We start from the raw sequence: 26699 nt of genomic DNA, 5'->3' as shown, positions 1-26699 counted from the left end.
CTCGCTCCTGTCCTCAGTCGGAGTGCCGCGACGTGCGTCGGCTCCGCATGGCTTGCTTCTGGCGTTCGGCGCGGTCCTTGGTCCGATCGGCCGTCGAACCGGTCTCCGCGGTGCCGTCCACCAGCCGGGCCAGCGCCTCGATCGTGGGATGCTCGAACAGGTGCACCAGCTGGATTCGCTCCCCGAAGCGCTCCTGGAAGCGCACGTGCATCTCCGCCAGCAGCAGTGAGTTCCCGCCCAGGTCGAAGACGTTGTCGCGGGCGGCAGGCCGCTCCACGCCGAGCACCTCGCTCCAGATCCCGGCGATCAGCCGCTCGGTGTCCGTACGCGGGGCGACGAAGGCGGTGCCGCTGGAACCGAGCACCGGCGCGGGCAGCGCCCGGCGGTCCAGCTTGCCGTTGGCCGTGACCGGCAGCCGCTCCAGCCACACAAGATGCGCGGGCACCATGTACTGGGGCAGTTGGGCCCGCAGCTGTTTGCGTAGCAGCTCCTCGTCGAGGCTCGTCCCCGGCGCCGGCACCGCGTAGGCCACGAGGCAGCGGCCGCCCGGCAGGTCGTCGCGCACGGCGACGGTCGCCTCGCGGACATCCGGGCAGCGTCGCAACACCGCCTCCACCTCTCCGGGCTCCACGCGGAAGCCGCGGATCTTCACCTGGTGGTCCGACCGGCCCAGGAACTCCAGCGTCCCGTCCGTCCAGTACCGCGCCAGGTCACCGGTGCGGTACAGGCGCCCGCCCGGCAGGTCCCCGTGCGGGTCGGGCACGAACCGCTGAGCCGTCAGCTCCGGGGTGGCGTATCCGAGTGCCAGGCACGCGCCCCCGATGTAGAGGTCGCCCGGCACGCCGACCGGGCAGGGCTGCATCCACCGGTCGAGCACGTGGTAGCGCGCGTTCCGGATCGGCCGGCCGTACGGGATGCTCGTCCAGGTCGGATCCACCCGCTCGACAGGGAAGTGGTTGGACCAGATCGCCGCCTCGGTCGCCCCGCCCAACGCCCGCACGTGACAGCCGGGCAGCAGGCCGTGCAGCCGCTCCGGCATGGTCACGGGTATCCAGTCGCCGCTGAGCATCACCAACCGCACGGCTGGGGCGCACGCCCGAGCGGCCCGCCGCTCCAGGGCCGGAAGCAGCCTCTGGAGCGCCGCGGGGGCCGAGTCCCAGACCGTGATCCCCCCGTCGAGCAGCAGGTCGGCCAGGCGCGAGGGCTCCGCCAGCTCCTCCTCCTGTGCCACCCGGATACGCCCGCCGGACGCGAGGGTGCCGAAGATGTCGAAGACCGACAGGTCGAAGCAGAGCGAGGTGACCCACAGCAGCCGGTCCGACGGGCCGAAGTCCAGCGTCTCGATCACCCAGCGCAGCGTGTTGACTACCGCTGCGTGCTGGAGCACCACGCCCTGCGGCGTCCCGGTGGAACCTGAGGTGAAGATCGTGTAGGCCACCGACTCCGGGGCCACCGCAGGCAGTCGGGGCGCCTCTACGACCAGCGGCGCTTCGGCGTCCGGGTCGACCACGAGCAGGGTCGTCCCGGGTCGTTCCGCCGCCAGCTCCCGGGCCTGAGCGAGGTGTGCCGGATCGGTGATGAGGCAGCGCGCGCCGCAGACGTCCAGGATCCCGGTGATCCGGCCGGCCGGGAACTCCGGGTCCACCGGAACGTACGCCCGGCCCGACTTCAGCACGCCCAGCACCGCGGCGACCACCGCCGCCGACCGGCCCATCAGCACGGCGGCGTCGCCGTCCGGCAGCGTCAGCAGGTCCAGGGCGAGCCGTTCGGCTCGCACCCGCAGCTCCCTGTAGCTCCAGCTGCGCGTCAGGTCCTCGACCGCCGTGGCCTCCGGGTCGCGCGCCTCCTGCTCGTCGAACAGCTCGTGCAGTGCGACCGGTTGCTGCGGTGCCGCCGTGTCGTTCCACCCGTACAGGATCCGCTCGGTGTCGCGGGCGTCGAGCAGCGGGATCCGCGACAGCGGCGTCCCCGCGTCCCGCACGGCCTCGCGCAGCACCGCCTCCAGGTGGCCGACCAGCCGCAGTACGGTCTCCCGCTCGAAGATCTCGCTGTTGAACTCCAGTGAGCCGTGCAGTCCGGCCGGCCCGTCGGAGAGCGCGAGCAGCAGGTCGAAGCGGGCGGTGTCCCGCGGCACCTCGACCCGCTCGGTGCGTACGCCCGGCAGGTCCAGCCCGCCCAGCGGGTCGTCCTGCAGCGACAACATGGTCTGGAAGACCGGCGTGCGGCTCAGGTCGCGGGCCGGCGCGAGCTCGTTGACCAGGGTTTCGAACGGCAGCGTGCCGTGCGCGTAGGCCTCCAGGGCCCGCTCTCGCGCGCGGTCCAGCATCGCCGCGAAGGACGGGTCACCGGACAGGTCCAGCCTGATCGGCACCGTGTTGGTGAACGGGCCCAGCACCTCGGCCAGTTCTGGCAGTCGGCGTTCGGCGATCGGCGTGCCGACCGCGAAGTCGCTCTGTCCGCTGTGCCGGGCCAGCACGGTGGCGAACGCCGTCAGCAGCACCATGAAGATGGTGGCGTCCTGTCCTGCGCCCAACGCGGCCAGCTCATCACGCAGTTCGCGGTCGAGGTGGACCGGGACGCTGCCGCCGCGGTGACCCATTACTGCCGGACGTGGTCTGTCGGCCGGCAATGCGAGGGCCGGCAGGTTCGCCAGTCGCCGGGTCCACCAGCCCACCAGCTCTTCCCGGACCGGGGCCAGCGACGCACGCTGCCACGCCACGAAGTCGGCGTACTGCGCGCGCAGTGCGGGCAGACCGCAGACGCCTTGCGCGGGCAGCGTGCGGTAGGCGAGCGCGAGATGCCGAAAGAACACCCCGCTCGACCAGCCGTCCATCACCGCGAGATGGCTCACCAAGCCGATCAGGTGGTCGTCGGCGGCCAGCCGGATCACCACGAGCCGCACCTGCCCGCCCCGGTCCAGGGGAACCGGCACCGCGGCCAGCTCGGCCATCCGCCGCGTCGCGGCCGCAGCGCGCCCGTCCGCCGGCAGCGCCTCGACCGACTCCTCGACCCAGTCGAACTCCGGCTCCGTGTCGATGGCTTGCCGCACCCCGGTCCCGCCGGGCAGCAGCCGGGTCCGCAGCACCTCGTGGTGCCGACCGACCTCCACTGCGGCCCGGCGCAGCAGCCCGGTGTCCAGCGCGCCCCGCGCCCGGACCGCGCCGGCCACGCCGTAGGCGGTGCCGTCGGGCATCATCTGCTGCATGAGCCACATCCGCTCCTGCGCGGACGAGGCGGCGGGCGCCGGATCCCGCGGCACCCGCGCCAGCGGCACCGCCGGGGCGTCCCGCTCGGCCACCCCCTCGACCAGCCGCGCCAGATCGCGCACCCGCGGGCGCTCGAAGACGGAGCGCAGCGGCAGAGCGACGCCGAACGACCGGCGGATCTCGGTGACCAGCCGGGCCGCCAGCAGCGAGTGGCCGCCGAGTTCGAAGAAGCTGTCGTCGGTGCCGAGGCCGTCGCGCGCCAGCAGCTCGCCGAAGAGGCTCAGCAGCCGTTCCTCGACCGGCCCCCGCGGTACGGCACCGCCGGCGGCGGAGGGCGGCAGGGGGGTGGCCAGCGCGCGCTTGTCGAGCTTGCCGTTCGGCGTCTGCGGCAGCCGCTCCAGCACGGCGACCGCCGACGGCACCATGTAGGGCGGCAACTGAGTGCGGGCGAAGGCCCGCACGGCGTCGGGGTCGACGTCCGCGCCCGCGACCGGGACGACCCAGGCGCACAGCATGGTCTCGGCTCCCGGCAGGTCGCGCGGCAGCACCACGGCGTCGGCCACGTCCGGGTGGCGCCGCAGCGCGGCCGAGCACTCGCCTGGCTCGATGCGGAAGCCGCGGATCTTCACCTGGTCGTCGGACCGTCCCAGGTAGCGCAGCCGCCCCTCTCCGTCGAGCCGTACGAGGTCACCCGTGCGGTACATTCGCTCGCCCTGGCGGTTGATGTCGGGGACGAACCGGTCCGCGGTCAGCGCCGGGTCGGCCAGATAGCCGCGGGCCAGCCCGGGACCGCCCAGGTACAGCTCGCCCGGAATGCCCGGCGCCACCGGCCGCAGCCGCGTGTCCAGCACGTAGGCGTGGGTGCCGGCGATCGGGCCGCCGATCGGAGGCTCGCCCGCCTCCATTGCCAGGATCTCGGCCTCGCAGGCGTAGGTGGTCGCCTCGGTGGGCCCGTAGAGGTTCATCAGTCGCACGACCGACGGCTGCCGCAGCACGGCCTCGGCGAGTGGCCGCGGCAGCGGCTCGCCGGCCAGATTGACCGTTCTGACCCCGTCCGGGAGCCCGCCGGAGCGCAGCAGTTCCGCCAGCGGCGAGGGCACGGTGTTGACCAGCGCAACCGGCACCGGCGGTGCCTGTTCGGCGAGCGCCAGGACATCCCGGGTGACGGCCACGGTGCCGCCGCACGTCAACGGGCCGAATACCTCGAAGATGCTCAGGTCGAAGGAGAAGGACGTGGCGGCCAGCACCGACGACAGGTCCCCGCCGAACCGCTCACGTGCCCAGGCCAGGAAGGAGACCGCGTTGCGGTGGGTGAGTGCGACGCCCTTGGGCCGGCCCGTGGAGCCGGAGGTGAACAGCACGTAAGCCAGGTGGTCCTGTCTGATCCGCACCGTGGGCGCTGCCCCCGGCCCGGCGCACTCGGCGGGTACCGTCGACACGCCGTCCGGCAGCTCGCGCGGCTCGCCGGCCAGGACCACCGTGGAGACCCCGGCCCGGCCGAGGATCCACTCCAGCCGCTCGCGCGGCAGGGACGGGTCCAGCGGCAGGTAGGCCGCCCCCGCCTTCAGCACGCCCAGCAGCGCCGTGACGGTGCGCACGTCCCGGCCGGTGAGCACGCCCACCACCGACTCGGGACCGGCACCGCGCCGGGCCAGTTCCCCCGCCAGCCGCCCGGCCGCCTGGTCCAGCTCCCGGTAGGTCACGGTCCGCTCGCCGTCGGTCGCGGCCACGGCCTCCGGGGTGCGCTCCGCCCACCGCGCCACCAGCTCCGGCAGCACCATGTCGTCGAACGCCCCGGAAGCGGCCGGCCCGACCAGCACCGACGTGGTCTCCTGCGGCCCCGACAGCAGGCCCAGGTCCGCGATCGGGCGGTCCGGCTCCGCCACCGCCGACGCCAGCAGACCGAGGTAGCGGTCGACGAACTGCCGCACGTCCGCCGCGGCAAACAGCTCCGTCCGGTATTCGATGTTGCCCAGCAACTCCGCCCCGGCGTCGGCCAGGTTCATGGTGAGGTCGAAGGCGTTGTCGCGGCGCGGCAGCGGCACCGGGACCATGGAGAGCCCGCCGACCTCCACCGGCCGTCCGCCGTCCTCCAGCGCGATCCGGGCGATGTCCGCCGCGTATTCGGACTGCATGCTCTGGTAGGCGACCAGCACGTTGCACCGGTCGCCGCTCCGGCCGCCGGCCTGCAGGATCGCCGCGTACGGCAGTTCGCCATGGTGCAGCGCGGCGGCGAGCGTCGCCTGCAGCGCGGAGGCCGCCGCGACGAAGGTGGTCTCCGGACCGAAGGAGCTGGACAGCGGCAGCACGTTGACGAAGTAGCCCACCACGTCACGCAATTCCCTTCGGCCGCGGTTGGCGAACGGCGTGCCGACCGCGACACGCTCCTCGCCGGTGAGGCGGTGCAGCAGCGCGTGCAGAGCCGCCTGCAGCACGGCGTTGACGGTGAGCCGGTGGGCCTGGGCGAACGCGCGCACCCGCGCCGACAGCTCCGCCGGCACCGTGAAGCGCTCCACCGCTCCCCGGCCCGTGCCCTGCGGGGCGTGTGCCATGGGCAGCCGGAGCTCCAGAGGCACGCCGTCCAGCGCCGTCCTCCAGTAGCGCCGCAGGTCGTCGTCCTCGTCGGCCGCGGCCAGCCGCCGCTGCCGGCCGGCGAACACGCCGTACGCATCTTGATGGGCCCCGGTTCCGCCCTCCGGCTGGGCACCCGTCCGGTATGCCTCGGCGACCTCGCCCAGGAGCAGGCCGAGCGACCGCAGGTCGCACACCGCGTGGTGGACGGCGAAGACCACGATCGTCTCGGACTCGCCGGTGCGCACCACCGTGACCCGCACCAGCGGACCTACGGCGGTGTCCATCCGACGGCACGCCGCGTCCTCCAGCAGCGAGGTCAGCTCGGCCTCGTCCAGATCCCGTGCGTCGACCACCGCCAGCTCCGGCGGCAGCGCGTCATGCACCGTCCGCAGCGGCGCATCGTCCCCCCGCACGAAAGCCGTGCGCAGCGCCGGGTGCCGCGCCACGGTCGACCGCACGGCTTCGAGGAAGTCCTCCGTGCGGAACTCTCCGGTGAAGGCCACTGCGCGGCCCACCACGTACGGGGCGTCGTCCCTGGCCAGGTCGTCGGCGAGCAGCAGCGCCTCCTGGCCCGTCGAGGCCCGTGGGTCGGACGGCACGTCCGGCGCCTGCCCGGCGGCAGTCCGCGGCGCGGCGGCGACCAAGTCCTCCAGCTCCGCGACGGTGGGACCGGCCAGCAGGTCGGCGAGCGAGACGTCTGCGCCGAGCTCGCCCAGGATCCGCAGCCGCAGCTCCACCATGCCCAGCGAGTCCAGGCCCAGGTCGAAAATGCTTGCCGAATCCTCCAGGGCCCCGTCCGACAGCCGCGCGACGGATGCCAGCACGGACCGCACGGCGACGGGAGCGTCCGGAACGCGGGTGCCGTCCGCCACGACCGAGCGGGCCGCAGCGGCACCGCCGGCGGCCGTGCCGACCGGCGGCAGCTCACCGTGCAGCCACTGCTCGCGACAGGCCTGCCGACGGATCTTGCCACTGGTGGTGCGCGGGATGCCGCCGCGCCGGGTGAACGCCACCGAGCCAACGGCGACGCCGAGTTCCGCGGCCACCGCGGCCCGTACGCCGTCCGCGAGGCCGGCCAACGTGTCGGCGGCGGTGTACCGGTCCACCTCCAGCACGATCGCGAGGGACTCCGCGGCGTTCTCCTCGTAGCCGAACGCGGCGGCGGCGTCCGGGTCGAGGCCCGGATGGGTGGCTGCGGCGATCCGCTCGGCGTCCTGCGGATGGAGGTTGCGGCCGCGCACGATGACCAGGTCCTTGACCCGCCCGGTGACAAACAGCTCACCCTCGTGCAGGAACCCGAGGTCGCCCGTGCGCAGGAAGGCGCCGTCCACCCCGTCGGCCCGGCCGCCGAAGGTCGCCCCCGTCGCCTCCGGGGCGTCCAGGTAGCCGTCGGCCACGCTCGGCCCGTTGACCCAGATCTCGCCGACCGTGCCGTCGGCGGCCGCGCGGCCGCCGTCGGCGTCGGCGATCAGCACCTGGTGGCCCTCGGCCGGCGTACCGCAGCCGACGAGCCGACGGCCGCCCTCCACGACGGGCACCGCTCGCCCGTGCAAGGCGAGATGATCGGCGTCCACCGACAGGACCCGGGCACCCGCCCCGCGAACGGCACCGGTGACCAGCAGGGTGGCCTCCGCGATTCCGTAGCAGGCGAAAAACGCCCCGGGGTCGAAGCCCGCCGCCGCGAAGGCGCTCGCGAAGTCCTCCTGGGTCTCCGCCCGGATCGGCTCCGCGCCGTTGAACGCCACCCGCCAGCTGCTGAGGTCCAGACCCGCGGCTCGCTGCCTGTCGACATGCTGCACGGCGTGCGCATAGGCGAAGTTGGGGCCGCCACTGACCGTGGCCCGGTGCTCGGAGACCGCCTCCAGCCAGACCCCGGGGTCGCGCAGGAACGCCTGTGGAGGCATCAGCAGGGCGGGGAATCCGGTGTACACCGGCTGGAGGACGCCGCCGATCAGGCCCATGTCGTGGAACGGCGGCAGCCAGATCACCGACGAGTCCCGCGCGGTCAGCGCGAACTTCTCCTGGATGGCACGGGAGTTCGCCATCACGTTGCGGTGGGTGACCATCACGCCCCGGGGGCTGCCGGTCGACCCTGATGTGTACTGCAGGAACGCCAGGTCGGCCGGGTCCGGACAGTGCCCCGACCAGTCCTCGGCGCGGTGCGTCGGCGCTTCGTCGGTGGCCAGCACGGCGACGGGGCCGGCTTCGGCACCCCCCGCGTGGTCGAGCAACATCCGGCGGGATGCCCCGACCGTCAGCCAGGCGGTCGCACGCGCGTTCGCCGCGGCCGCCAGCTGCCGCTGCGCCCGCTTCCGGCTGGTCGGCAGTGGCATCGGCACGGCGACCATGCCGGCGTACAGGCACGCGAAGAAGGCGACGGGGAAGTCGAGGCCCGGCGGGTAAAGCAGCAGCATCCGGCTGCCCGCCGGGTGGTCGGCCTGCAGCCGTGCCGCCAACTCCCTTGCTCGACGGTCGAGTTCGGCGTAGGTCAGCTCCCGGACCGGACCGCCCGCGGCCGGGAGGAAACCGAACGCCCGGCGCTGCGTCTGGTCGGCGGCACGGTGGCGCAGCACGTCGACCAGCGTGATTGCCGCCGCTGTCGTGTCGGTGGCCTTGTTCACGGACTTCTCCAGGGAAATGAAAGGGGTTTGAAAGCGGCAGGCCGCTGTTGGCGGAGCAGGAGGCGCCTGCCGGGCCGGTGTCCGCCACCGACCGGACTCGCGCCCGGCTCCGTCAGAGAATCGTCGAGACGAGGGAGGCCACGACGGCGGGATCGGTGTCCACGAAGAAGTGCTCGCCCGGCACCGTGCACAGCGTGAACGGACCGCTCGTGTGCTCCGCCCATCCGGACATCCGCTCCGCGCAGGCCCGCGGGTCGGCGGCGCCCGCCAGCGCGAGGACGGGCACGTCGAGTGGCAGCTCGCGCACCAGGCGGTAGGACTCCAGGACGGCGAAGTCGGCGCGCAGCGAGGGCATGAGAAGGCCCATCAGCTCCGGATGCTCCAGCACCGCTTCGGGGGTACCGCCGAGGTCGCGCAGCGCCTGCGTGAACTCCGGGTCCGGAAGGCCGCTGATCGGCTTTTGCGACCATGGCAGTTGGGGCGCCTGCCGCCCGGACACCACCAGCGCCTCGGGCATCTTCAGCCCGCGTCGGCGGATCTCCCGGCACAGCTCGAAGGCCACCGTGGCGCCGAGGCTGTGGCCGAAGACCGCGTACGGGCCTTCCACGCCGTCGGCCAGCGCTTGCGCCAACGGGCCTACCAGCGAAGGGATGTCGGAGCACGGCGGCTCGCCGAAGCGCCGACCGCGCCCGGGCGGCGTCACCGCGAGCACCTCGGTCGCGGGTGGCAGCAACTCCTCCCATCCTTCGTAGGTCTGTGGACCGCCGCCTGCATAGGGGAGGCAGACCAGCGACCGCTCGACGTGCGGGAGGGGCCGCCGGATCCACCAGGGGGACGAGGAGGTGTTCATGGTGCGCGATACAGCCGTCTGGTCCTTGTTCCCCGCCCTCAGTCCCGCAGGCTCAGCGGCCGCATGTCCGTCCAGATCCGCCCCACGTGCTCCAGGCACTCCTCGCGGGTGCCCCGGAAACCGGTCTCCGTCCATCCGGCGGGCAGTTCCAGTTCCACAGGCCAGATCGAGTACTGCTCCTCGTGGTTCACGACGGTCCGGAATTCGGTGTGGGCATCGGTGTCGAACATGGTGGGTCCTTTTAACGGGGTGGAAACAGGGAAACCTTGATGGGTCGTCCGGACTCATTCGCCGGACCGGCCCGCCAGTTCGGCCAGCGCCCCGGCCACCGCCCGACTGACGTCTGCGGCGAACGCCAGGTCGAGCGTGGCAAGCGTGTCGGTGGCCTTGTGGTAGTGCGGATTCCGCAGATTGGCCGTGTCGGTGACGAGCACCCCCTGCCGTCCACTGCGCCAGTACGGCAGGTGGTCGCTGCGGGCGGCGTCCCGCAGCAGCCACCCGATCCGCTTCACCGGGTAGATCCGCAGCCCGGGAACGTAGTGCCGGCTCCCCCGCTGCATCGCGCTGACGAACCTGAGCGAGCGTAGGTCGGCGATGACGGCTACGAAGTCGCCCGTCCGCGGTGGCGAGAACACCCCGGGAACGCGCAGCGGTGTCCTCTGCGAACCCGGCAGCGGGTCGCGGTAGCCGATCATCTCCAGGACGATCACCCCCTCCACCGCCGCGCCCGCGGCGTCCACCCTGGCGACGTGCTCAGTGCTGCCGGTCATCCACTCCTCCTCCTCGCCGAAGAGACAGAACCGGATGCCGCGCCGCGGCCGCGGCGCCTCCCACAGAGCGCGGGCGATCTCCAGCACGCCGGCGACACCGCTGGCGTTGTCGTCCGCTCCTGGGCTGCCCTCGACTGAGTCCCAGTGCGCGCCGGCTTCCACCAGCGGCGCCGTGCTGTCCCGCCCCGGAAGCAGCGCGGAGAGGTTGACCTGATGCGGGGCCTCGCCGTACCGCTGCTCGCGGACGTCGTAGCCGTACCCCTCAAGTTCCTCCCGCAAGTACCGGAGACTGTGCAGGACCGCCTCCGCGTTCCCACGCCACCGGGGCCCGGCGGCGGTGAGCGCCTCGACGTGCCGTCCCACCCTGGCGGCGGTGATGCCGGCCAGGGCCGCCGCGACCCGTGGATCGGGGGCCGGGCGCGGTCGTAGCTCAGCGACGGTGTCCACGGCGTGGCGACGGAGCTCGGACCAGGTCGGGAGGTGTCCGCGCAGCGGGGTGCGTGTCATGCGGCACCGCCGGTGGCCACGGCGGCTTCTTGCACGCCGTCGCCGGGCGCTGCGGACCGCAGCGAGGCCAGCGCCTTTCCGGCCAGCGGACCCACGGCCAGCCCGGCCAGCAGGAAGACGGCGGCGATCATCAGCCAGCCGACGGTGCCCTGCCCGACCCCGAGCGAGGTCGTGGCGGCCGGGCCGGCGGTTTCGGCGAAGGCGGCGCCGAGGGCGTACACCCCCAGATACTCACCACGCGCGTGTTCCGGGGCCAGTCCGTAGGAGATGCCCCAACTGCCCGCCATCTGCAGCAGTTCACCGGCCGTCAGCACCAGTACGGCGACTACCAGGCAGATGATCGCGATCGCGGGCATGTGTGTGGTGGCCGCGGCGGCGATGCCGCAGCAGGAGAGCGCAAACAGGATGCCCGCCTTGCGCTGGGCCCGCGCCCCGCCCTCCACGGTGTCGGTGTTCCGGCTCAGCCTCACCTGGAACAGCACCACCAGCACCGTGTTGGCGGTGACGAAGAGCCCGGCAAGCGGCCGGGGGATGCCGTGGCCAGAGACGATCATCAGGGGCAGCGCGAGGGTCAGCACGATGCCGTTGATGCTGAGGATGCCGTTGACCAGGGTCAGCAGGACGAACGGGACGTCCTTGAGGGCGGGCGCCTTCGACGCCCCGGCCGGGCGTGGCTTGGGCGGGACGGGGGGAACCGGGATGAGGGTGAGCGCGGCCAGCAGGTAGGAGAACGCGTTGCCGAGGATGACCAGTTCGCACGCCAGGTTGGATTCATCGGCAAGCGCCCAGGCCGCCATCGCGGAGCCGCCTGCGAATCCGGCGTTGAACACCGAGCGCAGGTAGGCCCGTCCGGCCACCCGCCGCTCCGGTTCCAGCACCGCGCCGGTCACGGCCGCCCGTACCGTGCTGGCCGCCCGGATCGCCACCGAGGTCGCGCAGGCCACCAGCACAAAGCCCAAGAACGAGTGGGCCAGCGGGTAGAGGCAGAACAGCACGGCCTCCACCAGGTGCACGACGATGAGCAGCTTGCGGGCGTCCATGCGGTCCGCGAGCCACCCGGTGGGCACCGAGGCGAAGAACGTCAGCAGACTCGCGAGCGAGAAACCCAGCCCGACCTGGACCGGCGTCAGGCCGACGACCTTGATGAAGAACGCGACGCCTCCAGTCAGGAAGAGCCCCGTGCCAAGCGAATCGACAAGGTAGTTGCCCACCATCGGCCGAAGTGCACCAGGAGCGGGCAGCAAAGCGGCGATTGACCGCATGGGATATCCCTTCCAGCAGGTGGCGGCACGTCCCAGGGCGCGTTCTCCGGTACAGGTGACTGCCGGGCGATCCGCCGAACGCGCCGCAAAGTCGGCCGCGTCGGAGATGGAATGAAAGAAATCGGGGTGGCCGGCGGAATCGTCGTCCGACCCGGGTCCGCCCTCACAGTCGCCTGTCACAGACATTTCACATGACAGCGCAGATACCCTTTCCTTCTGAAGCAGAATTGTTTGTCACGGCACGGTTCGGGCGGGTCAAGTACTCGGCCGCGGGCTATGCATTGGCGCTCAGACACATGGGTGCAAGACATTCTCATTGCCGACGGCGGCCGTGCACTGCAAACCTGCCGTCTAGTTGATTTCACCGTCCGCATCCCGGTGGAGGCCACTACGGAAGAGGATAGTCGCTTCTTGCGATGATAGGTTGTACAAAAGTGCCATTTTCTTGAACTGTCGTGCCGTCAGGGAGAGGTGTTTGAAGTCTCAACCCCACAGGCACAGGAGCCTGGTTGGTTCCCTGCCGCACTCGGCCTGCCATCGCTGGACCGACCGGTCATGACCCGTCAGGCCCTTGGCGATCAGCGAAGCCGTCTCACCTCACGCGATCCCGGTGAAAGGCCGGCACGAACCCGCTATCGGTGTGGAGCGTCACCCAGCCTTCGCCTACTGACCGCCGCGGATCCGGCTCTTTCACCACGCTGACGTGGTGCGACTGGCAGAGCCGAACGCGCGCAAAGCCCAGTGCTCTACGCTCGGGCCCCGTCGTCACGCTCGGTTTCTCGGCTTCCGAGTAGAAACTCACCCACGGTGGACTCGGTCTCCCACGACAGCCCTGAAGCCGTGGCGAAGGCGTCGGAATCGCCACCGCCCAGGCCGCAACTCGCCAGCCCCATAGCCGTAGCCACGCTGTACATCACCTGGTAAAGCACACCCACGTGCTTGAGCAACAGGGCGTAACCCATGGCGGAGTACTTCCACATGACTCGCCCGAACCGTGCCGTGACGAGCAGCGTAACCTGTGGGGGCGAGGGCATTTGCGCCGTCACGCGGGACATCTCTGTCAGGCGCGTCAGTGCCGGGCCAGGCCGAGCGAGCAACTGAAGCCGGTGTTCCTCCGGATCATAGTGATACAGACCGGGCTCCAGGCCATCCACTCGGTTGATCAGTGGATAGATCTCCAGTTCGTACGTACCGCCGCCGGACGGATAGGGGCGGTTGCCCACCTGTTGCGGCCCGTCGAAGGACCGGCCCCGGTTGCGGGCGCTGCGGTACAGAAACTCGCCGAGTTGGGTGATGGTGAGCGGCACTGCGTCATTGTGGAGTCGCAGCGACTGGCGGTCCTCCAGCACTTCGGTGAGGGGGCGGTCGTTCCTACGCAAAGCTTGTAGGTCCGCTCGGGGGAGTTTCACCGTGGGGCCATCGAACGGTGGCCGCACCGCGGGCAGTGGATCTCCGGCTCCCCTGCCGGGGTAAGTGCCGCCGTAGGGCAGGTCGTGGCGTCCGATGCGCGTGCGGCTGTGAAACCACAGTTCGTGTGGCGACCACTGAGCAAAGCGTAGTTCGCCTTCGACGCTGTTGGTTCGTGGAACCAGCAACCCATGCCGAGCCAAGGCGCTCAGCACCGCGGGAACTGCTTCCGGCCACTCCACCGGATAGGTGCGCGCACCAACGGAGCCATGCGGAGCCGCCTCCGACGAGTGCTGCGCTGACAAGGAGGCCAACAGGCCTACGAGCGACGGGTCATGCACTTCCACTGCGACATGAGCCAAGGGCGACTCCAAGACGATGCCTGAGCCTTCCGCGCGAAGGAGGGCGAAGCGGGACAGCCGTAGTTCGGCCGTGTCACCGGTGTGCTCAAGGACGGCCGGTATCGCCGGACCCAGCGGACGGAAGGTCAGCAGAGGAGTTCCGTTCGTCTTCAGCGTCACCGAGAGCCACCCACCTGCGCGCAGCCGATTCAGCATCTCGGACACCTTGAGGAGGGCCGGTTCGCCCTCCTGGTTTCGGACGACGTCCAGCAGGTCATCTCTGTCCACGGATCGGGTAGCAAGCAATTCCAAAGCCGCAGTCAGGCCCGGTGACAAAGCGCCGAGGACCGTTCCGCGATATCCGGCAAAGATCCGAGTCGTGCCGGAGGGGTCTGCGACGAACCGGGCGCTCGGGTGAAGACGCAGGTATTCGCGGACCGAAGCAGAAACGTCTGCGCGCGGAAAATTGCGGTAGAAGTGCGGAGCATCAGCATCGGTCATAGCGTCTCCAGAGACCTACAGATCAGGAATGCCGCTACTCAGTCATTCCAGGTTCCGGGCAAACCGCGTCGGCCGATTCGGCGGTCCAGCCGCAGCGGCGGGAAGATTGACGCCGTAGACCTGGATGTGTTGCAGAAACTGTGTCCAGCGGACGTATTCGCAGTACACCGGCTGCTCCCGGCGCAGGACTCGTGCCCGCCCAGCGCGAGCGCACCCCGAGAAACGCTCGGGATATTGTCGGCCTGCTGTGCCCGTACGAGAAGACCCGTCGAGTCGAGAGACCCGAAGGTCTAGTTTTCCATGAAATGCTGCCCACGGGGGCCGGGGAGCACCAGAATTCCATCAGTCACAAGCATGAAGCGTTCCATGCCTGGAACCAGGACGCTGACGACGGCCAGGCCCTCCGGAGTCGCCGCCTGACGACGCAGCACCGAGTATCCACGATCGGAGAGCCGGCGCAACAACTCTTCGAGGTGCGCTTGAGGCATGGCCGGAGGGCTCGTCGACTTGAAGGGAACAATATGGGCATCGGGCAGTCGGGCGGTGAAGTCCGCTCTTCGACAGGCTTGCATGGGCGGGTACGGCAGCATGCTGTCGTCACGGTGGAAGTTCGAGGCAGGAGGAGCGCCTGCAGCTATGGCTCCTTGGATCTGGACGAGTTCAGTAAGCGCCCGGTACGCTGCGTGGTCGGACGACAAGGACGCACCGCAACCGCGCACACGGGCAGGCATTCCATTTTCCGGCGGAAGGAAGGCCAGAAAAGCCGGGACTGACACGTCCGTTGTCATATCGAGTAGGTAAACGGTCCGGCCGGTGAGCTTTTCGGCGTAAGCCGCTAGATCCGCAAGCTCCCCGGGCAGACTCTCCCGATCCACCACGCGCAGGGGTCTACGCCGACGGCGGAGGAACTGACCAATCAGCAACAGGGAGAGGGCGTCGCGCTCCACGACCTCGTTCAGAGCGTGCACCGTAGCCTCGGCTGTAGTGACTCCCGCGGCCCAACCGTTGTTGCTGGAGTACCGCCATACTGCGGAGTAGTCATAGTTGTCGCCGAGAGAAGCACGAAAAGAAGTATCGGCATCCACGTATCCTGGAGTGGACAAAAAAATGGGGACGGGCACACTCAAACCCGAGCAAAGTTCCCGATACTCCAGACACCCGATAGGCTCATCGGCGAATTCGCCGAGCAAGCGGACGGCCTGGTCGCGATATAGCAGACCGTCGGCGTCGGCAACAGCATGAGCCGACACATTCTGCACCAACTCGGAGCCGAGGTAATCGCTTTCACTCACATAGTGCTCAAGTGCCTCAAAAAGGGCGCCGACACGCGCCGCCTCCCGGGATCCTTTTCCGAGCCCAGATCCGTTCGGTACCCGCTCTTCACCTTTCCAGAGCTCACATGCCCAAGCGCCTGGATCGGTCTCCAATACCGCGCGAATATGAACATCAAAGCCAAGAGCGCGAGCCGCGTCCATGCCATGTCGGAACGCATCGGAAAGATCCTTTTCTCGCTCGCCGGCCTGTGTTTTCTTCGCAGCTCTTCCCTCGACGTTTCCCACTATCAATGATCCTTTCAGACAACGGAACGTGCCGCAGGCAGCTCAGAGAGCACGACTGCGGCAACATTCCTCACTGTCATCCGTCAGCTGGAGCTAGCGGAATCCGAGAGATCGACCTCTCCCTCCTGCAGCCCAGTGCTGAGGATGCAGGCGAGCGAGGCGCGCTCACTGTCCGCCAGTACGACGCCGTAGTCGGCCGTCGCACTCTTGCAGGGGAAACCCATGTCCGCGTTGTAGCCCACCGTCAGCTCCTTAGTAATTCGTACCCGTGGCGGCTTGCACAGAAGCCTAGGCGGTTGACCGAGACCGCGGATTGAACCAAAAAGCCATCTTATCGAATTTCTGCGACATTGCGGCTGCCGATTATCTCTTCCGGTCAGGCCTGAATGCGCGTCGATACGGCCGACCTGGCGAGGATGCCGACCGCGCGGCCCAGGTTGTGGGCCATGAGTGCCGGTGCGGGCCAGGCCGTTCAGTGAAGTCATCGGTGCGATCGGTGTCGCATGCATGGCGGCCGGAGGCGGTGACCAGGAGGAGTTGGGAGCCGCGGGTGGGTCGAGGACGCGGCGCACGATCAGCCGCACCGTGACCGGGGTCTTGGTATACGCGGAGCAGGTGTAGGCGGTCTCGGCGACATCCGGGCGGGAGACTTCAAGGTCAGGAAGGGCTTGGCACCGCGGGCCGCACCGACACTTGCGCCCTGGGGCAACCGCATCATCGGCACCACCGACCCCGACTACGCGGACGCACGCGGGAGAAGAGGGCCTGCCCGCGGTGGGCCAGGGCGGCCAGTTGCGGGTCGCAGCCACGGGTCGCGGGCCGCCTCCATGTCCAGACTCTCCCGGATATCCGCCAGACGGTCATGGGCCTCACGGCTGATCTTGCCGACAACGACCCCGGTGGAACGCCCGTTGCGGTACCGCAGGCGCCGCAACAGGCGCAGAGCCATACCCCGGGACTCCGGCGCGACCAGAACGCGGGCGAGTCGAGTGGCCGCACGACCGCACAACTCCCCTGCCACCCGGATATCTGGCCCGTCAGCCGCACCGTCCGACGCGCATGACGCTCCAGCGGCCCGGGGATCCGCTCGCGGAAGATCTGCCGCCGACATCCCAGGACCGGGCAGACCAGCCGCCGTACGCCCAGCCGGACGACGGCCCGGCGGCCGACGACCGGCACCTCCGCCACCGTCCGTCCATGATGCCCGTGCACCTTCGCTGTTGGCGTCCCACACCTCGGGCAGGACATCGGATCGTTCCGGTTCCACGCCGTGACCGGCACCGCATCGACATCATCCGTCACGTCTTCGATGGCGACCGCTGAGAGCCCCGAAAGCATCGTCTTCGGCCGACGGCTTCGACACCCATGCCGACTGCGCTCTCACGGCGATGTCCTCTCACCGTCGGGATCGCGGGGATCGCCGTCCTGCCGGGGCGGGCCGCCGGCTCGTCGAAAGCCAGGAACGGCATCGTGGAAGCGATCCGCTCCCTGCGGGCGGTGGGCATAGGAGCTTCACCACCGCCTCCGCCCGGGCCTTGCTCTTGCCGAATACCTCATCCATGCGGGTGGGAACGAGTTTCGGCACCAATCGAGGCCGCTCGAGTCGCGGCTATCGCGCGGCGGCAGTCGGCGCGGCATGATGATCAGTCGTGCTGTTGAGACTGGCGTACTTGAGCGTGACGAACGCGTTCACGATGCTGCGGCTGCTGCCGATGAGCGACCGTGAGAAAGACGTCGAGATCCTGGCCCTGCGCCACCAGATCGGCGTTCTGGAGCGGCAGCTGAACGGACAGCAGGTTCGGTTCCACGCGAGCGACCGGGCGTTCCTGGCATCGCTCCTCCATGGCGTGCCACGGGAGGTACTGCGCCGGATACGGCTGCTAGTGCGGCCGGACACCGTGCTCCGCCGGCACCACAACGTCATCGCCCACCGGCACGCCGCCCAGTCCCGATGGATCGCCCGCGCCTTTGCCCCCCAGCGGCTCTCCGCCACCATCGAAGCCCTCACCCACGCCAGCACCGCAGCAAGCACCGCAGAGACCCAGGCACCCGAGCAGGCCCAAGCACGCCAGGCGATCTGCTAGCGGCGGCTCACCCGCTACCAGGCGGCCCTCGACGCCGGAGCCGGCCCCGCCGTCGTCACCCAGTGGATCAACGAGGCCCAGCGGGACAAGGACGCGGCGCACAATCAGCTCGACGCGCACCCCGCCGTCACTCGGAAGAAGCAATCCCCGCTCGACGCGCAACAGATCCGGCAGATCACTGAGAGTCTCGGAGACATTGCACAGCGCATGCAGACTGCCGTCGCCGAGAAGAAAGGTCCGCTCTACGAGGCCCTGGGAATCACTATCGGCTACAAACACGCAACGAGGACCGCGACCGTAAGGTCGAGGCCCTCGATTCCGTATCGTCAAGCGTTGTGTCCGAGGGGGGACTTGAACCCCCACGCCCGATAAAGGGCACTAGCACCTCAAGCTAGCGCGTCTGCCATTCCGCCACCCGGACTAGGTGTCTGCCGCCTTGCGGGGGTCTTCCCCGCGGCGACATGGACAACAATACCAAGGTTTCGGAGTGCCTTTCACCTGCGTATCCGCGCCGTGAACGCCGAGGTGGAGGCGGGGGACACCGAGACCGGATCGCTCGCACTCGGTGACGGAAAAATCACTCTGCGGACCGTTCCGTCGCCACAAGGACCTGCAAGGCCCGTACGAGCGAGGCCGCCTCTTCCTCGTCCAGCGGAGCCAGGAAGCGGCGCTCCGCCTCGCGGCGCGCCTCCTCGCCCCGGCGCAGGCAGTCCTCGCCCGCCGCCGTCAGCCCGACGATGTTCTTGCGCCGGTCCCGGGGGCTGCGCCTGCGCTCGACCAGGCCGCGGTCCTCAAGGCCGTCGATCAGCGCCACCATCGTGGTCCGGTCGACACCGAGCCGAGCGCCCACCTCGATCTGGGACAGCGGCTCGTCGCCGGCGATGACCACCAGGACGGCCAACTCGTGTCCGTCGACCCCGAAGGGCGCGAGCGTCTCGGCCGACGCGCGGGCCAGGCGCAGCTGCGCGTGCTTGAGGAGGTAGCCGAGCCGGGACTCGAGGGGCGTGGGGGCATGCTGGCGGGCCATGGCGAGAACTGTACCGACCCCTGATAGTCAGCTCGACTGATGATTTATTAAGCTGATGAACATGACTGATGTGCGCTTCGGTATCAAGACCGCCCCCATGCACGTCTCCTACGAGGACATCCGCCGCGTCTGGCTGGAGGCCGACGCCGTGCCCGAGATCGAGGACGCCTGGCTCTGGGACCACCTGCTGCCCATCGCGGGGCCGAAGGACGGGCAGGCACTCGAGAGCTGGACGCTGCTCGCCGCCCTGGCCGCACAGACCCGGCGGCTGCGCCTCGGCGTGCTTGTCACCAGCAACCGCGTCCGCCCGCCCGCGGTCCTGGGGAAGATGGCCTCCACCCTGGACGTGGTCTCCGGGGGGCGGCTCGTCGTGGGGCTCGGTGTCGGGGGCACCCATCAGCCGCCCGGCGCGGGCGGGATCGCCGGGGAGAATCCGGCGATCGCCGAGTACGAGGCGTACGGGCTCACGCTGGTCCCGCCGGGTGAGGGGATCGCCCGGCTCGGCGAGACCGTCGAGATCCTCAAGCGCATGTGGACGCGTGACGTCTTCGACTTCGAGGGGCGCCACTACCGGCTGAAGGGCACGCGATGCGAGCCCAAGCCCGTGCAGCGGCCGGGCCCGCCACTGCTGATCGGCGGCTGGGGAACCCGCCTGCTACGGCTTGTCGCCGAGCACGCCGACGTCTGGAACATCCCCGGGCCGCCGCACAACCGCGTGGAGTTCATCGCCGAACGCGGGCGGGTGCTCGACGCGCACTGCGCAGACCTCGGGCGTGATCCGCGCGAGATCAGGCGGTCGGTGCAGCTCGTCGTGTCGTACGACGACCCCGCCGCGACGCGCGCGACGGTGGAGGAGCTCGTCGCCGCGGGGATGAACCACATCGTGCTCAATCTGCCCCGCCCCTACCCGTGGGGCGTCGCCCGATGGCTGGCCGACGAGATCATCGCCGGGTGGCGCCCGCCGCACGCGCGCGCCACCCGGCCGCCCCTCACGGCATGAGCTGGTACTCCGGGAAGTTCCCGGGCAGCCGCTCCCCCGCCGGCCCCTGAGTCACCGCGCGGACCAGGAGCTCGCCGCCCACGAACGCGCCGCGCCAGGACGCGCCGAAGCCGCCGAAGAGTTCGTCGCGGTCTCCGCGCGAGCGCGGCTTGCCGTGGCCGACCTTGAAGGCGCGGATGTGCGGGGCCAGTCGGTCGTACGTCGCGCTGTCGTCCGTGGAGAGCGTGGCGACCAGCGCACCGTTGGACGCGTTCATCGCGGCCAGCAGCTCCGCCTCCGTGTCGACCAGGACGATCGTGTCGACCGGGCCGAACGGCTCCGCGTGGTGGAGGGGCGAGGAGGGGGGCGGGTTGAGGAGCGTGACCGGCTGGACGTACGCCGATGTGTCCTGGCCGGGCAGGAAGCGCGCGTCGGCGGGCCTGCCGCGGTGCAGCGGGACCGCGCCTCGGTCGATCGCCTCGGCGACCTGGTCGGCCAGTTCCTTCGCCTTGGCCGCGTTGATCACCGGACCGAAGTCCAGATCGGGGCAGGGGTCCTCACGCCGCTCCACGGCGAGCGGATGCCCGACGCGCAGGGAGCGGACCGCCGGCAGGTACGCCGCAAGGAACTCGTCGAACAGGGACCGCTGGACGACGAAGCGGGGATACGCCGTGCAGCGCTGTTTGCCGTAGTCGAAGAGTTTGGGGATGACGGCCGCGAGCGCGTCCCAGTCCGTGTGGTTCCAGATGCCCCAGGTGTTGAGTCCCTCCTGTTCGAGGATGTGTCGCTTGCCGAGGTCGGCGACGGCCGTGGCCACCGCGGCGCCCGTGTCGCGGCCGCCGACGAAGGAGACGCAGCCGATCTCCGGCGCCCGCACCAGCGCCTCGGACAGCTCGCCCCCGCTGCCGCTGACGAGGGTGACGGGGATCCCCTCGCGTGCGGCGAGCGCGCAGGCCAGGGTGAGGCAGGCGACACCGCCGTCGGTCGGTGTCTTGGCGATGACCGCGTTGCCCGCCAGGGCCTGGACCAGCATCGCGTGGACCAGGACGCTCATGGGGTAGTTCCAGCTCGCGATGTTGGAGACCGGGCCGTCCAGCGGGCCCCGGTCGCCGATCATCGGTTCGATTCCGTCGACGTACCAGCGCACTCCGTCGATGGCCCGGTCCACGTCGGCCTGCGCCAGCCGCCATGGCTTGCCGATCTCCCAGACGAGGAGGAGCGCGAGCAGTTCGCGGTGTTCGGTGAGCGCGTCGAGGGTCGCGGCGACCCGGGCGCGGCGTTCGGCCAGCGGCACATGGCGCCAGGCGCGGTGCCGGTCCAGCGCCGCCCGCACGGCCCGCCGGGCAGTCGCCCGGTCGAGGCGCGGCGGTCCCGCGATCGGGGTGCCGTCGACGGGGCTGGTGGCGGGCAGCGCGCGGCCGTCCGCCTGCCAGGAGGAGTCCCAGAGGTTGAGGACACGGTCGTCGCGGAAGGCCTCGGGGGCGACGGCGACGCAGCGCCGCCAGGCGTCGGCCCAGGATGTTCCGGATTTGAGGGTGAGGGTGGGTGCCATTCGATTGCTCCGCTCTCGGTGCACAGTCGGGGGCGGTTGTGCATGGCTTTTCCGCGCGTGATCACGCGGTTTTCGTCGCTCGTCCGCGCATGCTCGCGCGGCTTTCATCGCTCATCCGCGCACGATCGCGCGGTTGTCCGTGGTTCGTCCGCGCACGCTCGCGCGGTTGTCCGTGGCTCGTCCGCACGCAATCGCGCATGCGCCGGGCGCGGACGTCGTACGAGGGACGCTAGCCTGACGCCGAGGCACCTGAAAGTAACCTTACGTCAACTATGAGTGACATCACGTGTCGCTACCAGTAGGGCGAGCGCGCGCCGCTTCCAGTAGGGCCAGCGCCAGACGCGCGGTCTCCGTGGGTGTGCGGCCCACCCTCACCCCCGCGGCCTCCAGCGCCTCCTTCTTCGCCCGCGCCGTGCCCGAGGAGCCGGAGACGATGGCGCCCGCGTGCCCCATCGTCTTTCCCTCGGGTGCGGTGAAGCCCGCGATGTAGCCGACCACCGGCTTGGTGACGTGTGCGCGGATGTATGCGGCCGCCCGCTCCTCCGCGTCGCCGCCGATCTCGCCGATCATCACGATCAGTTCGGTGTCGGGGTCGGCCTCGAAGGCGGCCAGGCAGTCGATGTGGGTCGTGCCGACGACCGGGTCGCCGCCGATGCCGACGCACGTCGAGAAGCCGATGTCCCGCAGCTCGTACATGAGCTGGTAGGTGAGCGTGCCGGACTTGGAGACCAGGCCGATGCGGCCCGGCTTGGTGATGTCGGCGGGGATGATGCCCGCGTTCGACTGACCGGGGGTGATCAGGCCCGGGCAGTTGGGGCCGATGATCCGGGTGCCCTTCGACGTGGCGTACGAGGTGAAGGCGACCGAGTCGTGGACCGGGATGCCCTCGGTGATGACGACGGCGAGGCCGATGCCGGCGTCGGCGGCCTCGATGACGGCGGCCTTGGCGAACGCGGGCGGCACGAAGACGACGGTGACGTCGGCGCCGGTCGCCCCGATGCCCTCGCGTACCGAGCCGAAGACGGGGACGGCACGGTCGTCGAAGTCGACGGTGCGGCCCGCCTTGCGCGGATTGACGCCGCCGACGACGTCCGTGCCGGCCGCGAGCATGCGGCGGGTGTGCTTCATGCCCTCGCCGCCGGTCATGCCCTGGACGAGAACCTTGCTCTCCTTGGTGAGGTAGATGGCCATGTCGGGCTCCTTCAGAGGGCGTTGGCGAGTTCGGCGGCCCGGCGCGCGGCGCCGTCCATGGTGGTGGCCTGCTGGACCAGGGGATGCCGGCGCTCGTCGAGGATCGCGCGCCCCCGGGCCGCGTTGTTGCCGTCGAGGCGGACGACGAGCGGCTTGGTCAGCTGGACGGATTCCAGGGCCTGCACGATGCCGTCGGCGACCGCGTCGCAGGCGGTGATCCCGCCGAAAACGTTGACGAAGACCGACTTCACGGCCGGGTCGGAGAGGATGACGGACAGCCCGTCGGCCATGATCCGGGCGGAGGCGCCGCCGCCGATGTCGAGGAAGTTGGCGGGGCGGGCGCCGCAGCCGGCTACGACGTCGAGGGTCGACATGACAAGGCCCGCGCCGTTGCCGATGATGCCGACCTCGCCGTGCAGTTTCACGTAGTTGAGGCCCTTGGCGGCGGCCCGTGCCTCCAGCGGGTCGTCGTGTTCCGCGCCCTGCGCACCCCAACGGGCCTGCCTGAAGCGGGAGTTGTCGTCGAGGGTGACCTTGCCGTCGAGGGCGAGAATACGGCCCTGTCGCGTCCGGACGAGCGGGTTCACCTCGACGAGGACAGCGTCCTCGCGGGTGAGCACCTGCCACAGGCGGACTAGGACGTCGACGGTCTGTGGGGGCAGGCCGGCGGCCTCGGCGATCCCGGCCGCCTTCGCGGAGGTGACGCCCTCGGCGGGGTCGATGTGCACGCGCGCGACCGCCTCGGGCCTGGTGGCGGCGACCTCCTCGATCTCCATGCCGCCCTCCGCGGAGGCGATCGCGAGGAAACGGCCGGCCGCACGGTCGAGCACATAGGAGACATAGAACTCGCTCTCGATGTCGACGGGTTGGGCGAGCATCACCTTGCCGACGGTGTGCCCCTTGATGTCCATGCCGAGGATCTGGCGCGCGGTCAGTTCGGCGGCGGCCGGGTCCGCGGCGAGCTTGACCCCGCCCGCCTTGCCGCGGCCGCCTGTCTTCACCTGCGCTTTGACGACGACCCGGCCACCGAGCCTGCGGGCGATCTCGCGCGCCTCCTTGGGCGAGTCGGTGACCTCGGCCCTCGGCACCACGATGCCGTGTTCCTCGAAGAGTTCCCTTGCCTGGTGTTCGTACAGGTCCATCTCGGCTCCTGTCTGCGAAGTCGTGGCGAAGTCATCGCCAGGTCATCGAGAGGCCGAACTCCGATGACTGGAAAGTGCCGCACGCCCCCTGGACACCACCCACCGGATGCGGGATAACAAGCTTCATACAGTATTCGTCGACTGTATGCAATGTACCGCGAGAGCGTTCCAACCCCCTATGAAGGGACAGGACTTCGCCATGCCCGACGACACCCAGGACGTCATTTCCGGCGGTCATCTCGTTGCCAAGGCCCTGAAGGCCGAGGGGGTCGACCGCATCTACACCTTGTGCGGCGGCCACATCATCGACATCTACGACGGCTGCGTGGACGAAGGCATAGAGGTCGTCGACGTACGCCACGAGCAGGTCGCCGCCCACGCCGCCGACGGCTACGCGCGCATCACCGGAAAGCCCGGCTGCGCGGTCGTCACGGCGGGTCCCGGTACGACCGACGCCGTGACCGGTGTCGCCAACGCCTTCCGCGCGGAGTCGCCGATGCTGCTGATCGGCGGCCAAGGGGCCCTCACCCAGCACAAGATGGGGTCCCTTCAGGACCTGCCGCACGTCGACATGATGACGCCCATCACCAAGTTCGCGGCGGCCGTGCCGGACACGGCCCGCGCGGCCGACATGGTGTCGATGGCGTTCCGCGAGTGCTACCACGGCGCGCCCGGGCCCTCCTTCCTGGAGATCCCGCGCGACGTGCTCGACGCCAAGGTGCCGGTGGCCAAGGCGCGCGTGCCCAAGCCCGGCGCCTACCGCGCCTCGACCCGCTCGGCCGGCGACCCCGAGGCCGTCGAGAAGCTCGCCGATCTGCTCGTCCACGCCGAGAAGCCCGCGATCCTGCTGGGCAGCCAGGTGTGGACGACCCGCGGCACCGAGGCCGCCGTCGATCTCGTACGCACGCTGAACATCCCGGCGTACATGAACGGCGCCGGCCGCGGCACCCTGCCGCCGGGCGACCCGCACCACTTCCAGCTCTCCCGCCGCTACGCCTTCTCCCACGCCGACGTCATCGTCGTCGTCGGCACGCCCTTCGACTTCCGCATGGGCTACGGCAAGCGGCTGTCACCGGACGCGACCGTCGTGCAGATCGACCTCGACTACCGGACCGTCGGCAAGAACCGGGACATCGGCCTCGGGATCGTGGGCGATGCGGGGCTGGTCCTGAAGTCGGTGACCGAGGCCGCCTCCGGACGCGTCAATGGCGGTGCGTCCAAGCGCAAGGAGTGGCTCGACGAGCTGCGCGCCGCCGAGCAGACCGCGATCGAGAAGCGGCTGCCCAGCCTCAAGTCGGACGCCTCACCGATCCACCCGTACCGCCTGGTCAGCGAGATCAACGACTTCCTCACCGAGGACTCGATCTACATCGGTGACGGCGGTGACATCGTCACCTTCTCCGGTCAGGTCGTCCAGCCGAAGTCACCGGGCCACTGGATGGACCCGGGTCCACTGGGCACCCTCGGCGTCGGCATCCCCTTCGTGCTCGCGGCCAAACAGGCGCGGCCCGACAAGGAGGTCGTCGCCCTCTTCGGTGACGGCGCGTTCTCCCTCACCGGCTGGGACTTCGAGACCCTCGTCCGTTACGACCTCCCGTTCGTCGGCATCGTCGGCAACAACTCCTCGATGAACCAGATCCGTTACGGCCAGGCCCAGAAGTACGGCCTGGAGCGCGAGCGGGTCGGCAACACGCTCGGCGACGTCCACTACGACAAGTTCGCGCAGATGCTGGGCGGTTACGGCGAGGAGGTCCGCGACCCCGCCGACATCGGCCCCGCGCTGCGGCGCGCCCGTGAGTCCGGCAAGCCCTCGCTGATCAACGTCTGGGTGGACCCGGACGCGTACGCCCCCGGAACCATGAACCAGACCATGTACAAGTGAGGAGCGCTTGTCATGACCAAGGCTCTCGACGGCATCCGCGTCCTGGACATGACTCACGTCCAGTCCGGGCCCTCCGCGACCCAGCTGCTCGCCTGGCTCGGCGCGGACGTCATCAAGCTGGAGGCGCCGACCGGTGACATCACGCGCGGGCAGCTGCGTGACCTCCCGAACGTCGACTCCCTCTACTTCACGATGCTCAACTGCAACAAGCGGAGCATCACCCTCAACACCAAGACCGAGCGCGGCAAGGAGATCCTCACCGAGCTGATCCGGCGCTGCGACGTCATGGTCGAGAACTTCGGGCCGGGCGCGGTCGACCGCATGGGCTTCACCTGGGACCGCATCCAGGAGATCAATCCGCGTATCGTCTATGCCTCCATCAAGGGGTTCGGCGACGGTCCGTACACCAACTTCAAGGCGTACGAGGTCGTCGCGCAGGCCATGGGCGGGTCGATGTCGACCACGGGTTTCGAGGACGGGCCGCCGCTGGCGACGGGGGCCCAGATCGGGGACTCGGGGACGGGTGTGCACGCCGTGGCGGGGATTCTCGCGGCGCTGTTCCAGCGGGAGAAAACCGGGCGTGGGCAGCGGGTCAACGTGGCCATGCAGCACGCTGTACTCAACCTGTGCCGGGTGAAGCTGCGCGATCAGCAACGCCTGGCACACGGGCCGCTCGCTGAATATCCCAACGAGGACTTCGGCGATGAAGTTCCCCGCTCGGGCAACGCGTCCGGCGGCGGTCAGCCCGGCTGGGCGGTCAAGTGCGCGCCGGGCGGCCCGAACGACTACGTGTACGTCATCGTGCAGCCCGTGGGCTGGAAGCCGATCAGCGAACTCATCGGCCGGCCCGAACTCGCGGACGACCCCGAGTGGGCGACGCCGCAGGCCCGGCTGCCGAAGCTGAACAAGATGTTCCAGCTGATCGAGGAGTGGTCGTCGACGCTCCCCAAGTGGGAGGTCCTGGAGCGGCTCAACGCCCACAACATCCCGTGCGGGCCGATCCTGTCGACCAAGGAGATCATCGAGGACGCCTCGCTCGTCGCCAACGAGATGGTGGTGCGCGTACCGCACCCGGAGCGCGGCGAGTTCGTGACCGTCGGCAGCCCGCTCAAGCTCTCCGACTCCCCCGTCGAGGTGACCGGTTCACCGCTGCTCGGCGAGCACAACGAAGAGATCTACATCGGCGAGCTGGGCCTCGGGGACGAGGAGCTGCGCCTGCTCAAGTCGAACGGAGTGATCTGACG

17 protein-coding genes and 1 tRNA gene are annotated in these 26699 nt (G+C 70.0%); 4 read left to right on the top strand and 14 right to left on the bottom strand.

The annotated features are described in order from the left end of the window. Positions 1-13: 13 nt before the first annotated feature. The 9 genes from Q2K21_RS13490 to Q2K21_RS36010 form a co-directional block, all read right to left on the bottom strand. A complete protein-coding gene (locus tag Q2K21_RS13490) occupies positions 14-8401 on the bottom strand; it encodes a non-ribosomal peptide synthetase (RefSeq protein WP_310770336.1) in 8388 nt (2795 codons plus the stop codon). A 112-nt stretch (positions 8402-8513) separates the two neighbouring features. Next, a complete protein-coding gene (locus Q2K21_RS13485; protein ID WP_310770334.1) occupies positions 8514-9251 on the bottom strand; it encodes a thioesterase II family protein in 738 nt (245 codons plus the stop codon). 38 nt (positions 9252-9289) lie between these two features. Beyond that, positions 9290-9481 (bottom strand): MbtH family protein, encoded by a 192-nt coding sequence (locus Q2K21_RS13480; RefSeq protein WP_310770332.1) that lies wholly within the window; start codon positions 9479-9481, stop codon positions 9290-9292. A 54-nt stretch (positions 9482-9535) separates the two neighbouring features. Beyond that, positions 9536-10528: a M28 family peptidase gene (locus tag Q2K21_RS13475; protein ID WP_310770330.1), complete on the bottom strand. Its 993-nt coding sequence runs from the start codon at positions 10526-10528 to the stop codon at positions 9536-9538. After that, on the bottom strand, positions 10525-11742 hold the full coding sequence (locus Q2K21_RS13470) for an MFS transporter (RefSeq protein WP_310770328.1): 1218 nt from the start codon (positions 11740-11742) through the stop codon (positions 10525-10527). The genes Q2K21_RS13475 and Q2K21_RS13470 overlap by 4 nt, the downstream gene beginning before the upstream one ends. A gap of 794 nt (positions 11743-12536) precedes the next feature. Then, positions 12537-14039 carry a SagB family peptide dehydrogenase gene (locus tag Q2K21_RS13465; protein ID WP_310770325.1) on the bottom strand — a complete coding sequence of 501 codons (1503 nt, stop codon included), beginning with the start codon at positions 14037-14039 and terminating at the stop codon, positions 12537-12539. Between the two features lie 290 nt (positions 14040-14329). Then, entirely contained in the window at positions 14330-15598 is a 1269-nt protein-coding gene (locus Q2K21_RS13460) for a YcaO-like family protein (RefSeq protein ID WP_310770323.1), read from the bottom strand. An 83-nt stretch (positions 15599-15681) separates the two neighbouring features. Beyond that, positions 15682-15840, bottom strand: a complete 159-nt coding sequence (locus Q2K21_RS13455; RefSeq protein ID WP_310781408.1) for a hypothetical protein — start codon at positions 15838-15840, stop codon at positions 15682-15684. Positions 15841-16312: 472 nt separating this feature from the next. Then, positions 16313-16846, bottom strand: coding sequence for a transposase family protein (locus Q2K21_RS36010; protein WP_458335061.1), 534 nt, complete (start codon positions 16844-16846; stop codon positions 16313-16315). Between the two features lie 428 nt (positions 16847-17274). Here Q2K21_RS36010 and Q2K21_RS13445 point away from each other — a divergent pair, with 428 nt between their 5' ends. After that, positions 17275-17682 carry a hypothetical protein gene (locus Q2K21_RS13445; protein ID WP_310780915.1) on the top strand — a complete coding sequence of 136 codons (408 nt, stop codon included), beginning with the start codon at positions 17275-17277 and terminating at the stop codon, positions 17680-17682. Between the two features lie 336 nt (positions 17683-18018). Here Q2K21_RS13445 and Q2K21_RS13440 read toward each other — a convergent pair. Both Q2K21_RS13440 and Q2K21_RS13435 read right to left on the bottom strand, forming a co-directional pair. Continuing rightward, positions 18019-18103, bottom strand: a tRNA-Leu gene (locus tag Q2K21_RS13440). Positions 18104-18259: 156 nt separating this feature from the next. After that, on the bottom strand, positions 18260-18709 hold the full coding sequence (locus Q2K21_RS13435; RefSeq protein WP_310770321.1) for a MarR family winged helix-turn-helix transcriptional regulator: 450 nt from the start codon (positions 18707-18709) through the stop codon (positions 18260-18262). Between the two features lie 61 nt (positions 18710-18770). Between Q2K21_RS13435 and Q2K21_RS13430 the strand changes: the two genes are divergently transcribed. Continuing rightward, positions 18771-19709 carry an LLM class flavin-dependent oxidoreductase gene (locus tag Q2K21_RS13430; protein ID WP_310770319.1) on the top strand — a complete coding sequence of 313 codons (939 nt, stop codon included), beginning with the start codon at positions 18771-18773 and terminating at the stop codon, positions 19707-19709. Here the strand turns inward: Q2K21_RS13430 and Q2K21_RS13425 are convergent. From Q2K21_RS13425 to sucC, 3 genes are all read right to left on the bottom strand, one after another. Then, a complete protein-coding gene (locus Q2K21_RS13425; RefSeq protein ID WP_310770317.1) occupies positions 19699-21240 on the bottom strand; it encodes an aldehyde dehydrogenase family protein in 1542 nt (513 codons plus the stop codon). The genes Q2K21_RS13430 and Q2K21_RS13425 overlap by 11 nt on opposite strands. 282 nt (positions 21241-21522) lie before the next feature. Beyond that, a complete protein-coding gene (gene sucD, locus Q2K21_RS13420) occupies positions 21523-22431 on the bottom strand; it encodes a succinate--CoA ligase subunit alpha (protein ID WP_310770315.1) in 909 nt (302 codons plus the stop codon). An 11-nt stretch (positions 22432-22442) separates the two neighbouring features. Beyond that, a complete protein-coding gene (gene sucC, locus Q2K21_RS13415; protein ID WP_310770313.1) occupies positions 22443-23573 on the bottom strand; it encodes an ADP-forming succinate--CoA ligase subunit beta in 1131 nt (376 codons plus the stop codon). Between the two features lie 199 nt (positions 23574-23772). On the opposite strand from sucC, the gene Q2K21_RS13410 reads away from it, so the two are divergent. Together Q2K21_RS13410 and frc are read left to right on the top strand one after the other, a co-directional pair. Further along, the gene (locus Q2K21_RS13410) at positions 23773-25455 is read left to right on the top strand and encodes a thiamine pyrophosphate-binding protein (RefSeq protein WP_310770310.1); all 1683 of its coding nucleotides are present in this window, start codon (positions 23773-23775) and stop codon (positions 25453-25455) included. Between the two features lie 12 nt (positions 25456-25467). Continuing rightward, positions 25468-26697, top strand: coding sequence for a formyl-CoA transferase (frc, locus tag Q2K21_RS13405; RefSeq protein WP_310770308.1), 1230 nt, complete (start codon positions 25468-25470; stop codon positions 26695-26697). Positions 26698-26699 lie beyond the last annotated feature (2 nt).

This window comes from Streptomyces sp. CGMCC 4.7035 (assembly GCF_031583065.1).
GTDB classification, from domain to species: Bacteria; Actinomycetota; Actinomycetes; order Streptomycetales; family Streptomycetaceae; genus Streptomyces; species Streptomyces yaanensis.
This window is presented reverse-complemented; position numbering and strand designations above follow the sequence as displayed.